15 protein-coding genes are annotated in these 12,286 nt (G+C 50.7%); 7 read left to right on the plus strand and 8 right to left on the minus strand.

Going from position 1 to position 12,286, the window contains the following annotated elements; genetic code table 11:
- Positions 1-81 precede the first annotated feature (81 nt).
- Entirely contained in the window at positions 82-435 is a 354-nt protein-coding gene (gene ychN / locus FEK42_RS05395) for a DsrE/F sulfur relay family protein YchN (protein WP_064528737.1), read from the plus strand.
- A 51-nt stretch (positions 436-486) separates the two neighbouring features.
- Here ychN and chaC read toward each other — a convergent pair whose 3' ends face one another.
- Positions 487-1,185 carry a glutathione-specific gamma-glutamylcyclotransferase gene (gene chaC, locus FEK42_RS05400; protein ID WP_135486218.1) on the minus strand — a complete coding sequence of 233 codons (699 nt, stop codon included), beginning with the start codon at positions 1,183-1,185 and terminating at the stop codon, positions 487-489.
- A 157-nt stretch (positions 1,186-1,342) separates the two neighbouring features.
- Positions 1,343-1,573 (minus strand): putative cation transport regulator ChaB, encoded by a 231-nt coding sequence (gene chaB / locus FEK42_RS05405; protein ID WP_131162217.1) that lies wholly within the window; start codon positions 1,571-1,573, stop codon positions 1,343-1,345.
- Between the two features lie 268 nt (positions 1,574-1,841).
- On the opposite strand from chaB, the gene chaA reads away from it, so the two are divergent.
- From chaA to FEK42_RS05430, 3 genes are all read left to right on the plus strand, one after another.
- The gene (chaA, locus tag FEK42_RS05410; protein ID WP_064528732.1) at positions 1,842-2,942 is read left to right on the plus strand and encodes a sodium-potassium/proton antiporter ChaA; all 1,101 of its coding nucleotides are present in this window, start codon (positions 1,842-1,844) and stop codon (positions 2,940-2,942) included.
- Between the two features lie 408 nt (positions 2,943-3,350).
- Complete coding sequence (locus tag FEK42_RS05420) at positions 3,351-3,458, plus strand: type I toxin-antitoxin system toxin Ldr family protein (RefSeq protein WP_135492420.1); 108 nt, start codon at positions 3,351-3,353, stop codon at positions 3,456-3,458.
- Between the two features lie 425 nt (positions 3,459-3,883).
- Positions 3,884-3,991 carry a type I toxin-antitoxin system toxin Ldr family protein gene (locus FEK42_RS05430; protein ID WP_016265910.1) on the plus strand — a complete coding sequence of 36 codons (108 nt, stop codon included), beginning with the start codon at positions 3,884-3,886 and terminating at the stop codon, positions 3,989-3,991.
- Between the two features lie 149 nt (positions 3,992-4,140).
- On the opposite strand, the gene kdsA is transcribed toward FEK42_RS05430, so the two are convergent.
- From kdsA to hemA, 6 genes are read right to left on the minus strand one after another with little or no spacing between them, the layout of a single operon-like run.
- The gene (gene kdsA, locus FEK42_RS05435; protein WP_000811058.1) at positions 4,141-4,995 is read right to left on the minus strand and encodes a 3-deoxy-8-phosphooctulonate synthase; all 855 of its coding nucleotides are present in this window, start codon (positions 4,993-4,995) and stop codon (positions 4,141-4,143) included.
- Between the two features lie 35 nt (positions 4,996-5,030).
- Positions 5,031-5,840 (minus strand): invasion regulator SirB1, encoded by an 810-nt coding sequence (gene sirB1, locus FEK42_RS05440; protein WP_001764444.1) that lies wholly within the window; start codon positions 5,838-5,840, stop codon positions 5,031-5,033.
- A gap of 3 nt (positions 5,841-5,843) precedes the next feature.
- A complete protein-coding gene (gene sirB2 / locus FEK42_RS05445) occupies positions 5,844-6,236 on the minus strand; it encodes an invasion regulator SirB2 (RefSeq protein WP_130259705.1) in 393 nt (130 codons plus the stop codon).
- Positions 6,230-7,066: a peptide chain release factor N(5)-glutamine methyltransferase gene (gene prmC / locus FEK42_RS05450; protein WP_130205675.1), complete on the minus strand. Its 837-nt coding sequence runs from the start codon at positions 7,064-7,066 to the stop codon at positions 6,230-6,232. The genes sirB2 and prmC overlap by 7 nt, the downstream gene beginning before the upstream one ends.
- Entirely contained in the window at positions 7,066-8,148 is a 1,083-nt protein-coding gene (gene prfA, locus FEK42_RS05455; RefSeq protein ID WP_130205673.1) for a peptide chain release factor 1, read from the minus strand. Before prfA ends, prmC begins: the two co-directional genes overlap by 1 nt.
- Positions 8,149-8,188: 40 nt before the next feature.
- Positions 8,189-9,445: a glutamyl-tRNA reductase gene (gene hemA, locus FEK42_RS05460; protein WP_130205671.1), complete on the minus strand. Its 1,257-nt coding sequence runs from the start codon at positions 9,443-9,445 to the stop codon at positions 8,189-8,191.
- A gap of 213 nt (positions 9,446-9,658) precedes the next feature.
- Here hemA and lolB point away from each other — a divergent pair, with 213 nt between their 5' ends.
- The 3 genes from lolB to prs all read left to right on the plus strand — a co-directional run bounded on the left by lolB (position 9,659) and on the right by prs (position 12,231).
- A complete protein-coding gene (gene lolB / locus FEK42_RS05465) occupies positions 9,659-10,282 on the plus strand; it encodes a lipoprotein insertase outer membrane protein LolB (protein ID WP_130205669.1) in 624 nt (207 codons plus the stop codon).
- Positions 10,282-11,133, plus strand: coding sequence for a 4-(cytidine 5'-diphospho)-2-C-methyl-D-erythritol kinase (gene ispE / locus FEK42_RS05470; protein ID WP_135492351.1), 852 nt, complete (start codon positions 10,282-10,284; stop codon positions 11,131-11,133). The genes lolB and ispE overlap by 1 nt, the downstream gene beginning before the upstream one ends.
- Before the next feature lie 150 nt (positions 11,134-11,283).
- Positions 11,284-12,231, plus strand: a complete 948-nt coding sequence (gene prs / locus FEK42_RS05475; RefSeq protein WP_001298109.1) for a ribose-phosphate diphosphokinase — start codon at positions 11,284-11,286, stop codon at positions 12,229-12,231.
- The last annotated feature ends 55 nt before the right edge of the window (positions 12,232-12,286 follow it).

The following is a 12,286-nucleotide window of genomic DNA, read 5'->3' on the forward strand; positions in this document are numbered from 1 at the left end:
AAATGTGTCGGATTGGTCAGACAGCACACAAGCTGTAAGATAGAAACTGAACATCTAATTCCCTGAATACAGGAGTAAATAATGCAAAGAATCGTGATCGTTGCCAATGGCGCCCCCTACGGGAGCGAATCCTTATTTAACAGCCTGCGGCTGGCCATTGCGCTACGAGAGCAGGAAAGCTACCTGGATCTGCGTCTATTCCTGATGTCTGATGCGGTCACTGCCGGATTGCGCGGACAAAAACCTGGGGAAGGCTATAACATTCAGCAAATGCTGGAGATCCTCACGGCGCAAAATGTGCCAGTGAAATTGTGCAAAACCTGCACCGATGGTCGTGGCATCAGCACACTTCCACTGATTGATGGAGTGGAAATTGGTACTCTGGTAGAACTGGCGCAATGGACGCTGCTTGCCGATAAAGTGCTCACATTTTAACTTCAGTATGGGGCGCTCAAGATAATAGAGATGCCCCACTGCTAAAATGTTTTATCGGGCAAACCCGGGCCGTAACACACCATCCGGGAAATTTTCCGCCAGAAGTTTTTTCACCGACACCAGTAAATCACTCAGCCCGTCATCCTGCATCCCCAGTTTGTTAAGCGCTTGTTCCAGGGAAAACAAGTACTGTGCGTTGGTTCCTAATGGCCCACTCGCCGCAGCAATCAACGGGGCAATCACCTGAGCGCGGGTATCGGATTCATACTCAGGATGACGCGGGTCCATAATGAACACCAGCGCATTGACGGTGCGGCCATCGTCAAGATGAAGCTGACACCAGGACGGCAGATAGCAGCCAGTAATCATCTCACGCTTCCACAGTAAGGTCAGCTCCTGCTCCAGAGACTCTTCCGGCAGACGATACGCAACGCCCGTGGTACGCCCGCCCTCTTTCAGTGCAAGCATCCTCCCCGGCTGGTGCGCAGTTCCCCGCCCGGCAGTAAGCCGCAAACAGAAAGCGCGATGCCACCCAACCAGCGTACCGGTGCACGACTCGGTAAACTCCAGCGCCGGATTCCACATTAATGATCCATAGCCGAAGATCCACACCGGTCCCTCATCAGGTCGACAAGACAGCGTCGCCGCCAGTGAGGCCGCCCGTTGTTCTGCCGACCATAAGAGTGATTCTTCAATGGCACCAAATGCCGTTTTACAATCGGCATTCATCAAGAAATCACGCGTTATCACCTTACACCTCCGCCACTGCATACTTCCCTGCGACAACTTTTTGGTGTCTTCCGGACATTTTTACTGCTCATTTTGAAACCACTATTGGGACAATATGCAATCCACAGACCACTTGCAAGGCAACACCGCACGAATAGCTTTAACTTGCCGCTGAGTTTTACGATGTTTTATGCCATTTATCATCATCGCCTTTGGCATATTCATGTTTCACCGCAGCCCAGGCTACTTTATGTGCGGTCTCTTCGCGACTGGCATCATCACGCCGGTCTTCTTTATCTTTATATTGCTCCCAGGCGCTGTTGAATGCTTCTTTATAGATATCCTGGGCATGAGTGGGTAAAACGTGTTTTACGCTTTCCGGCAGGTCGCTTTTCGTTTTATACGGCATTGTTGACTCCTTTATTAAAATTGAACATTAAGTGTGGTCAACAATATCCCCTCTTGCCAAAACATAAGAATTCTCAGGTCAGACTCTTCTTAAGAGACGCGAATACAAACATTGTCTAAACACGTAGCTTATTTTTATGCTCCGAAGAGTAAAAAAACGACTACGGGGTAAAATTTCGTAAAATGTTACCGACATCCTGACACTTTCTGTTATTTTTCCTGCCTATTTATTACATTTCCGACAAATTCATCTGCAAAGGATAACCATAATGACAAATGCTCACGAGGCGGTAAAAACCCGCCACAAGGAGACTTCGCTTATTTTCCCGGTTCTGGCGCTGGTAGTGCTGTCCCTGTGGGGAAGCAGTCAAACACTACCAGTGGTTATTGGCATCAACCTTCTTGCTCTTATTGGTATTTTAAGCAGTGCTTTTAGTGTTGTCCGTCATGCGGACGTACTAGCCCATCGTCTGGGTGAACCTTACGGTTCGCTTATTCTTAGCCTTTCCGTCGTTATTCTTGAAGTCAGTTTGATTTCAGCCTTAATGGCGACCGGCGATGCAGCGCCGACGTTAATGCGAGATACGCTCTATTCAATCATTATGATTGTTACCGGCGGGCTGGTTGGTTTTTCATTACTGCTGGGTGGACGTAAATTTGCTACCCAATATATGAATCTGTTTGGTATTAAACAGTATTTAATTGCCCTGTTCCCATTAGCCATAATCGTGCTGGTATTTCCGATGGCGCTGCCTGCGGCGAACTTTTCGACCGGTCAGGCGTTACTTGTGGCATTAATTTCCGCAGCAATGTACGGCGTATTTTTGCTGATTCAGACCAAAACGCATCAAAGCCTGTTTGTCTATGAGCATGAAGATGACAGCGATGATGACGATCCGCATCATGGCAAACCGTCCGCTCATAGCAGCCTGTGGCATGCCATCTGGTTAATCATCCATCTAATTGCCGTTATTGCGGTCACCAAAATGAACGCCAGCCCGCTAGAAACATTGCTCACCAGCATGAATGCGCCGGTGGCCTTTACCGGTTTCCTGGTAGCGCTATTGATTCTGTCGCCGGAAGGTTTAGGCGCGTTAAAAGCAGTTTTAAGCAACCAGGTCCAGCGCGCGATGAATCTGTTCTTTGGCTCGGTATTAGCGACTATTTCGCTTACCGTACCTGTTGTAACGCTTATCGCCTTTATGACGGGTAATGAATTGCAGTTTGCTCTGGGCGCACCAGAGATGGTGGTAATGGTAGCCTCTTTGGTACTGTGCCATATTTCATTTTCAACTGGCCGTACCAACGTGCTCAACGGCGCGGCGCATCTGGCACTGTTTGCAGCTTATTTAATGACAATATTTGCCTGACATTTATATCTCCTCCGATGGCGGAAATCGGAGGAGATAATAAAAATTATCTGCTTATAGTATTTCTTCATACTACCTGAACAGATCGTTAATCAGATTTGCGAGCCTGTACCACAACCTGCACGAAACCACTGCAACAGCTGATGAAAAGCCGGAACGCGTACAGCATTGCGCACATTTCAGGGATGAAGTGAATATAAATTGAGCCGTAGTATCCACACCAAGCCGGAGTTATCCGGTGAGGCGCAATGTTGTGGGGGCTTTATCCCTGGCGGCATTGGTTGCTGGAAAGAGAAAACCCCCGCACGTTGAGAGGTCAAACCTGACAACAGAACGGGGGCTAATCTTGAACCAGAACAATTCAAGAATAGCCGCGAAATGTTGTCATTACAACAAAAAGGCGGTTATATGACGCTCGCGCAGTTTGCCGTGATTTTCTGGCACGACCTGGCAGCACCGATCCTTGTGGGAATTATTACCGCAGCGATTGTCAGCTGGTGGCGTTGCCGGAAGTAAGGTAAAACGAGCGTCAGGCTGCCGTAATGGCAATATGCGCCCGAAACCGGCCGCAGGGTTAACAGCCTGCGGCCTTTTTTGTATTTATCTCTTCCACAAGTAGACACTGGCAACCAGATCTGGAAGCTCATCCAGTGCACTCATGAAACAACTGCAACAGCTGATGAAAAGCCGGAACGCATACAGCATTGCAAACATTTCAGGGATGAAGTGAAGATGAATTGAGACGTAGTATCGACACCAAGCCGGAGTTATCCGGTGAGGCGCAATGTTGCGGGGGCTTTATCCCTGGTGGCATTGGTTGCTGGAAAGAGAAAACCCCCGCACGTTGAGAGGTCAAACCTGACAACAGAACGGGGGCTAATCTTGAAACCAGACACTTCAAGAATAGCCGCAAAATGTTGTCATTACAACAAGGCGGCTATATGACGCTCGCGCAGTTTGCCGTGATTTTCTGGCACGACCTGGCAGCACCGATCCTGGCGGGAATTATTACCGCAGCGATTGTTGGCTGGTGGCGTAGCCGGAAGTAAGGTGAAAACGGGCGTCAGGCTGCCGTGATGGCAATGTGCGCCCGAAACCGGTCGCAGGGGTAACAGCCTGCGGCCTTTTTTGTCTTCTTTGACCATGAAAAAAGCCCTATCGTATAACGATAAGGCTTTTGTTTTCAAAGCAGAAAAGATTACTTGCTGGTATCCAGTTCTTCGAAACCTTTAACCAGATCATCAATCGCTTTCATCTGCTTGAGGAACGGCTCCAGTTTAGCCAGCGGCAGCGCGGATGGACCGTCACATTTCGCATGTTCCGGATCCGGATGCGCTTCAATAAACAGACCAGCCAAACCTACAGCCATACCGGCACGTGCCAGTTCGGCAACCTGGGCGCGGCGACCACCAGAAGCTGCACCAAACGGATCGCGGCATTGCAGTGCGTGGGTAACGTCGAAAATTACCGGGGAGTTGCCAGAGACTTTCTTCATTATGCTGAAGCCCAGCATATCAACGACCAGGTTGTCGTAACCGAAGTTAGCGCCACGGTCACAAAGAATCACTTTATCGTTGCCGCCTTCTTTGAATTTATCAACGATATTACCCATTTGGCCTGGGCTCACGAACTGTGGTTTCTTGACGTTAATTACCGCGCCAGTCTTCGCCATTGCTTCCACCAGGTCAGTCTGGCGAGCAAGAAACGCTGGCAACTGAATAACATCTACCACATCAGCAACAGGCTGTGCCTGGCTTGGCTCGTGAACGTCAGTGATAATTTTTACGCCAAATGTCTGTTTCAGTTCCTGGAAGATTTTCATCCCTTCTTCCAGTCCTGGTCCACGATAAGAGTGGATGGAGGAACGGTTGGCTTTGTCAAAAGAGGCTTTGAACACGTAAGGGATACCCAGTTTCTGGGTTACGGTTACGTAGTGTTCGCAAATGCGCATCGCCAGATCGCGAGATTCCAGCACGTTCATACCACCAAACAGCACGAACGGCAGGTCATTTGCTACGTTGATGTCGCCAATGCTAACCACTTTTTGTTTCATAGGATCGCCTTAATCTTAAGTAAAGTGTCGATTAATTAATGCAGCACAATATGTTTATGCGCGATGTTGTTAATTTGCGCACGTATCATTTCGCTTATCGGGTCTTCCGGACACTGTTCAACGAAATAATTTAAATCATTCAACGCAACGTGTTCGCAATCCAGTTGCGCGTAAATCAACCCACGATCGCGAATTTCATACGGATCTTCCGGGTTAAATTGTAATAAGGCCTCGCTGGTGCGTAATGCCAGTTCCATCTGATTTTCTTCCATCAGCGACGCTTTCAGCGTATCCAACAGTTTACGGATAACCTCAATGTTATCGGCTTCATCCAGGTCTTCATAAAACAGTTCCGCAGACGGGCTGATATTTCCCTTTAACCACACATCCAGCATATGTTCGCTTAATGATTCACCGTTAAAAGGGTTAATCAGCCAGATTTCTCCGTCCGGGCATTCTATGCGCAATATAAGCTGCGTTGGGAATATCACCGGCAATAGTGGCAAATCGAGACGATTAGCAACCCACAATAAAACGGCGCCTAACGATACCGCACTGCCCTGCCGATTTTTTAGCACTTGATCAAGCCATAATGCATCGGAAAGACGATAAACACCACGTGAGGCTTTAAACCCCCATTCGCCGTAAAACAGCGCGATTAATTTTTCCAGCTGCTCTTCTAATGGCAGAAGCTGGCTAATTTCTTCCTTCGCCAGACTAACGAGACGCTCCAGTTCGTCGTAGACATCTTGCGAGGGAAAATCGCGGCGGATTGCTTCGCAAGCCAGGATCATGCCTTCGCACAATGGTGCTTTATTAAATTCGAAATCAGCTAACGATCTCATGACTTACCCCAGTAACGGTACTTTTGTGGTGGCGAGTTTAATGATGATGTACAGCACCACCAGCGCCAGCGGGAAGGCAATAATGCGCGCCTGCTGACTGTGCATCCGACGATAATCGAGTGCAATAAAACCCAAAACGATATAAATGATAACTCCAAACAGCTTTTCAGTCAGCCATTCAGCCTGCCCGGAAAATGGCAGGATGTGCGCTTTAGCCATCAGCGCGATGCCGCTAAGCAATAACACCGTGTCGACAACCGGCGGCACAATGCGCGTCCAACGAGCGAATGCCAGCGGATGCTCCTGGTAACGTAGCCAGAATCGTAGGGTTAAGAGCCCAACAGAAAGCGCAATGCTAATGAGATGAACGCTAAGCAGCGTAGTAAAACTTAACATCGATAATAGCGACCGAGCGTTACACGCTCGTTATCACCATAGTCCCGACAGGTTTCGACTTCATGATATCCCGCGTGGATAAATGCCTGTCGCACAGCTTCGCCCTGCTGCCAGCCATGTTCCAGAAGCAGAAAACCGCCGGATGCCAGCGCGTTACGCGACTGTTCGATGATATGCACGATGTCTGCCATTCCGCTGTCTGCCGCAACCAGCGCAGTGAGTGGCTCAAAGCGAACATCGCCTTGTTGAAGATGTGGATCCTGCTCGTCGATATACGGCGGATTGCTGACAATCATCGTAAACTGCTGCCCGGCTAGCGCGCTAAACCAGTCGCTTTGCAGGATGTGGATATTTTTGATTGCCAGATTTTGCGCATTGCGCTTCGCAAGAGCGATAGCGTCAGGCATTCGGTCAACCGCCGTAACATCGCAATCCGGGCGTTCGCTGGCCAATGCCAGTGCAATTGCCCCTGTGCCAGTTCCAAGATCGAGAATGCGGCAAGGTTGTTCAGGCAATCGCGCCAGTGCCTGTTCCACCAGACATTCCGTATCCGGGCGCGGAATTAAGGTCGCTGGCGAAACAAATAACGGCAACGACCAGAACTCACGCACACCGGTTAAATGAGCAATAGGTTCACCGGCACGGCGACGGGCTAAAAGCGCGTCGAGTTGCTCACATTGCTCTTCAGTCAACTGCGTTTCACCAAAGGCGAGAATATAAGTGCGCCCCTTGCCGGTAACATGCTCCAGCAGGATTTCAGCATCGCGCCGCGGGCTTTCGCTCGCCTGAAGTTGGCTTATTGCTTCACGTAACCAGTGTTGATATTCCATTATTCCTGCTCGGACAACGCCGCCAGTTGGTCGGCCTGATGTTCCTGGACGATCGGTTCTATCAGCATATCCAGTTTACCTTCCATTACTTCATCCAGACGGTAGAGCGTCAGGTTGATGCGGTGATCGGTAACACGCCCCTGCGGGAAGTTATAGGTACGGTTACGATCGCTGCGATCGCCGCTACCCAGCAAGTTGCGACGGGTGGAAGCCTCTGCCTGCTGGCGTTTTGCCATTTCCGCCGCATGGATACGAGCACCGAGCACTGAAAGCGCCTTCGCTTTGTTTTTATGCTGCGAACGTTCGTCCTGACATTCAACAACAATACCGGTCGGCAAGTGAGTAATACGAATTGCCGAATCGGTGGTGTTGACGTGCTGACCACCTGCGCCTGAGGAACGGAAAGTATCGATACGCAAATCTGCCGGGTTGATATCCGGTAGTTCCGCTTCCGGCAGCTCTGGCATTACCGCTACGGTACAAGCAGAAGTATGAATACGCCCTTGCGATTCCGTCGCAGGAACACGCTGCACGCGATGGCCGCCAGATTCGAATTTCAAACGTCCATACACACCATCACCGCTAATTTTGGCGATGATCTCTTTATAACCGCCATGTTCACCCTCGCTGGCGCTCATGATTTCTACACGCCAGCGGCGGGCTTCGGCGTAGCGGCTGTACATACGGAACAGATCGCCAGCGAACAGCGCCGCTTCATCACCACCAGTTCCGGCACGCACTTCAAGGAAGGCGTTACGTTCGTCATCGGGATCTTTTGGCAGCAAAAGAACCTGTAACTGTTGCTCCAGTTGCTCGCTTTTTTCTTTAGCTTCACGCAGCTCATCCTGCGCCATCTCGCGCATTTCCGGATCGTCGAGCATCATCTGCGCGGTTTCAATATCTTCCTGAACCTGTTGCCAGTCGGTGAAACAGCGCGAAACATCACTTAACTGCGCATATTCACGTGATAATGCGCGAAAACGTTCCTGGTCGGCGATGGTTTGCGCATCACCCAGCAGTGCCTGAACTTCTTCATGGCGTTCATGCAGGGCTTCCAGTTTGGCAACGATAGAAGGCTTCATAGGCGTAAATGCACCCTGTAAAAAAGAAAATGATGTACTGCTACTCCAGCCCGAGGCTGTCGCGCAGAATATTCAGGCGTTCGTTATCCCCGTCACGGGCGGCCTGTTGAAGTGATTTCGTTGGCGCATGGATCAGGCGGTTAGTCAGTTTCCATGCCAGATCCTGCATTATGGCTTGCGCGTCGCCGCCCTGTTCCAGGGCCGCTAACGCTTTGGCGGTCAACTCATCGCGAACTTGTTCAGCCTGGCTGCGATAATCGCGAATGGTTTCGCTGGCGCTTTGTGCGCGTAGCCACGCCATAAATTCGCTGGTTTCCTGGGCGACGATAGTTTCCGCCTCAACTGCGGCGGCTTTACGTTGCGCCAGGTTGTGCGAAATAATGCTTTGCAGATCATCAACGCTGTAAAGGTAGGCATTCGCCAGTTTGCCAACTTCTGGCTCAACATCGCGTGGAACGGCAATATCGACCAGCAGCATCGGTTGGTTGCGACGACTTTTTAATGCGCGCTCCACCATGCCTTTACCGATAATCGGCAACGGGCTAGCGGTGGAACTGATGATGATATCGGCTTCACACAGACGCTCGTCGATATCGCTCAGGGCAATCACTTCCGCGCCGACTTCATCTGCCAGAATTTGGGCACGTTCGCGAGTACGGTTGGCGATAATCATCTTCTGTACTTTGTGTTCGCGCAGATGACGCGCCACCAGCTCGATGGTTTCGCCCGCGCCAACCAGCAATACGGTCACCGTAGAGAGCGATTCAAAGATCTGCCGCGCCAGCGTACAAGCCGCAAATGCAACAGATACCGCACTGGCGCCAATATCCGTTTCAGTGCGAACGCGTTTCGCCACGGAGAAAGATTTCTGGAACATACGCTCCAGTTCGCTGGCCTTCATATGGCCTTTTTGCGAATCGGCAAAGGCTTTTTTTACCTGGCCGAGGATTTGCGGCTCGCCCAATACCAATGAGTCCAGGCCACTGGCAACACGCATTAAATGGCTGACCGCGTCGTTATCCTGATGCCAATAGAGGCTATTACGCAGATCTTCTTCGTTGAGATTATGGTAATCGCACAACCAGCGAATGAGCGCCTCTTGCAGGTTATCCTGCTCTTCAACGCTAAGATAAAGTTCTGTGCGGTTACACGTCGACAGCACCACGCCGCCCTGCACCATCGGCTGCGCAAGCAGGCTGTCCAGCGCCTGATCGAGCTTATCCGGCGAAAACGATACACGTTCTCGCAGCGATACAGGTGCCGTTTTATGGTTGATACCGAGTGCTAAAAGGGTCATGTCTGCGGGAAATAATACCAACGTTGATATGGTTAGTCTGCTCGCATCATACAGGATGCGCGGAATCAATAAAAGAGAGCGCCCCCTTTTGGAGTAATTGCCTAAACCCGTTAGATTCTGGCAATTAAGACAACTTGAACATAGACGATGGCTGACGGTAACGCTAGCATTAAGGGTTATAACTGCAACGTATCTCAAGGACTTGTCATTATTATGCCCCTGCCCGATTTTCGCTTTATCCGCCTGCTACCGCTGGCTGCTCTCGTGCTCACGGCCTGTTCCGTTACGACGCCGAAAGGTCCGGGCAAAAGCCCGGATTCGCCACAGTGGCGTCAGCATCAGCAAGACGTGCGCAACCTGAATCAGTACCAGACACGCGGTGCGTTTGCCTATATTTCTGACCAACAAAAAGTGTATGCCCGTTTCTTCTGGCAGCAAACTGGCCAGGATCGCTACCGTCTGCTGCTGACTAACCCATTGGGCAGCACTGAGCTGGAGTTGAATGCCCAGCCGGGTAATGTGCAGTTAGTGGACAATAAAGGCCAGCGTTACACCGCCGATGACGCCGAAGAGATGATTGGCAAATTGACCGGAATGCCGATTCCGCTCAACAGTTTGCGCCAGTGGATTTTAGGTTTGCCAGGTGATGCAACCGACTACAAACTGGACGACCAGTACCGCCTGAGCGAAATTACCTATAGTCAGAACGGTAAAAAATGGAAAGTGGTATACGGCGGTTATGACACTAAAACGCAACCTGCGATGCCTGCCAATATGGAACTCACCGAAGGCGGTCAGCGCATCAAGTTAAAAATGGATAACTGGATAGTGAAATAATGCGGACTCAGTGGCCTTCTCCGGCAAAGCTTAATCTGTTTTTATACATTACCGGTCAGCGTGCGGACGGCTACCACACGCTGCAAACGCTGTTTCAGTTTCTGGATTACGGCGACACTATCAGCATTGGACTTCGCAACGATGGGGAAATCCGCCTATTAACGCCAGTTGAAGGTGTGGAACACGAAGATAATCTGATTGTTCGCGCGGCACGGTTGTTGATGAAAGCAGGCGCCGCCAGTGGGCGTCTTCCGAAAGGAAGTGGTGCAGATATCAGCATTGACAAGCGTTTGCCTATGGGTGGTGGTCTGGGCGGTGGTTCATCCAATGCCGCAACAGTTCTGGTAGCTTTAAATCATCTGTGGCAATGCGGACTGAGTGTTGATGAGTTGGCAGAAATCGGGCTGACGCTGGGCGCAGATGTCCCGGTTTTTGTCCGTGGTCATGCTGCTTTTGCCGAAGGGGTCGGCGAAATATTAACGCCGGTGAATCCACCAGAGAAATGGTATCTGGTTGCGCACCCTGGCGTGAGTATTCCTACGCCAATGATTTTTAAAGATCCCGAACTCCCGCGCAACACGCCAAAAAGGTCAATAGAAACGTTGCTAAAATGTGAATTCAGCAATGATTGCGAGGTTATCGCAAGAAAACGTTTTCGCGAGGTTGATGCGGTGCTTTCCTGGCTGTTAGAATACGCCCCGTCGCGCCTGACTGGGACAGGGGCCTGTGTCTTTGCTGAATTTGATACAGAGTCTGAAGCCCGCCAGGTGCTAGAGCAAGCCCCGGAATGGCTCAATGGCTTTGTGGCGAAAGGTGTCAATCTTTCCCCATTGCACAGAGCCATGCTTTAAGCCGGGCAAGCTGAGTTTCGGTGACAACGTCACCTTGTTCCAGACGTTGCATCGCGCTCTTTAATACACCGCCTGGAAAGAATATTGCCTGGCCCGCACAGTTTTCGGCAGATTCTTTCCACCAATGGACGCATGCCTGAGGTTCTTCTCGTGCCTGATATGAAGCTTTTTGCTGGTAACGCCACCCCGGAACTAGCACAACGTATTGCCAACCGCCTGTACACTTCACTCGGCGACGCCGCTGTAGGTCGCTTTAGCGACGGCGAAGTCAGCGTACAAATTAACGAAAATGTACGCGGTGGTGATATTTTCATCATCCAGTCCACTTGTGCCCCTACTAACGACAACCTGATGGAATTAGTCGTGATGGTTGATGCCCTGCGTCGTGCTTCCGCAGGTCGTATCACCGCTGTTATCCCCTACTTTGGCTATGCGCGCCAGGACCGTCGCGTCCGTTCCGCTCGTGTACCAATCACTGCGAAAGTGGTTGCAGACTTCCTCTCCAGCGTCGGTGTTGACCGTGTGCTGACAGTGGATCTGCATGCTGAACAGATTCAGGGTTTCTTCGACGTTCCGGTTGATAACGTATTTGGTAGCCCGATCCTGCTGGAAGACATGCTGCAGCTGAATCTGGATAACCCGATTGTGGTTTCCCCGGACATCGGCGGCGTTGTGCGTGCCCGCGCTATCGCTAAGCTGCTGAACGATACCGATATGGCAATCATCGACAAACGTCGTCCGCGTGCGAACGTTTCCCAGGTGATGCATATCATCGGTGACGTTGCAGGTCGTGACTGCGTACTGGTCGATGATATGATCGACACTGGCGGTACGCTGTGTAAAGCTGCTGAAGCTCTGAAAGAACGTGGTGCTAAGCGTGTATTTGCGTACGCGACTCACCCGATCTTCTCTGGCAACGCGGCGAACAACCTGCGTAACTCTGTAATTGATGAAGTCGTTGTCTGCGATACCATTCCGCTAAGCGATGAAATCAAATCACTGCCGAACGTGCGTACTCTGACCCTGTCAGGTATGCTGGCCGAAGCGATTCGTCGTATCAGCAACGAAGAATCGATCTCTGCCATGTTCGAACATTAATCGAACCCGGCTCAAAGACCCGCTGCGGCGGGTTTTTTTGTCTGTAATATCCATT

The organism is Escherichia sp. E2748, assembly GCF_005781125.1.
In the GTDB taxonomy this organism is placed as follows: Bacteria; Pseudomonadota; Gammaproteobacteria; order Enterobacterales; family Enterobacteriaceae; genus Escherichia.

Coding starts and splice junctions, on each gene's coding strand:
- ychN (WP_064528737.1), top strand. CDS start 82: ATGCAAAGAATCGTGATCGTTGCCAATGGCGCCCCCTACGGGAGCGAA.
- chaB (WP_131162217.1), bottom strand. CDS start 1,573: ATGCCGTATAAAACGAAAAGCGACCTGCCGGAAAGCGTAAAACACGTT.
- chaA (WP_064528732.1), top strand. CDS start 1,842: ATGACAAATGCTCACGAGGCGGTAAAAACCCGCCACAAGGAGACTTCG.
- FEK42_RS05420 (WP_135492420.1), top strand. CDS start 3,351: ATGACGCTCGCGCAGTTTGCCGTGATTTTCTGGCACGACCTGGCAGCA.
- FEK42_RS05430 (WP_016265910.1), top strand. CDS start 3,884: ATGACGCTCGCGCAGTTTGCCGTGATTTTCTGGCACGACCTGGCAGCA.
- kdsA (WP_000811058.1), bottom strand. CDS start 4,995: ATGAAACAAAAAGTGGTTAGCATTGGCGACATCAACGTAGCAAATGAC.
- sirB1 (WP_001764444.1), bottom strand. CDS start 5,840: ATGAGATCGTTAGCTGATTTCGAATTTAATAAAGCACCATTGTGCGAA.
- sirB2 (WP_130259705.1), bottom strand. CDS start 6,236: ATGTTAAGTTTTACTACGCTGCTTAGCGTTCATCTCATTAGCATTGCG.
- prmC (WP_130205675.1), bottom strand. CDS start 7,066: ATGGAATATCAACACTGGTTACGTGAAGCAATAAGCCAACTTCAGGCG.
- prfA (WP_130205673.1), bottom strand. CDS start 8,148: ATGAAGCCTTCTATCGTTGCCAAACTGGAAGCCCTGCATGAACGCCAT.
- hemA (WP_130205671.1), bottom strand. CDS start 9,445: ATGACCCTTTTAGCACTCGGTATCAACCATAAAACGGCACCTGTATCG.
- lolB (WP_130205669.1), top strand. CDS start 9,659: ATGCCCCTGCCCGATTTTCGCTTTATCCGCCTGCTACCGCTGGCTGCT.
- ispE (WP_135492351.1), top strand. CDS start 10,282: ATGCGGACTCAGTGGCCTTCTCCGGCAAAGCTTAATCTGTTTTTATAC.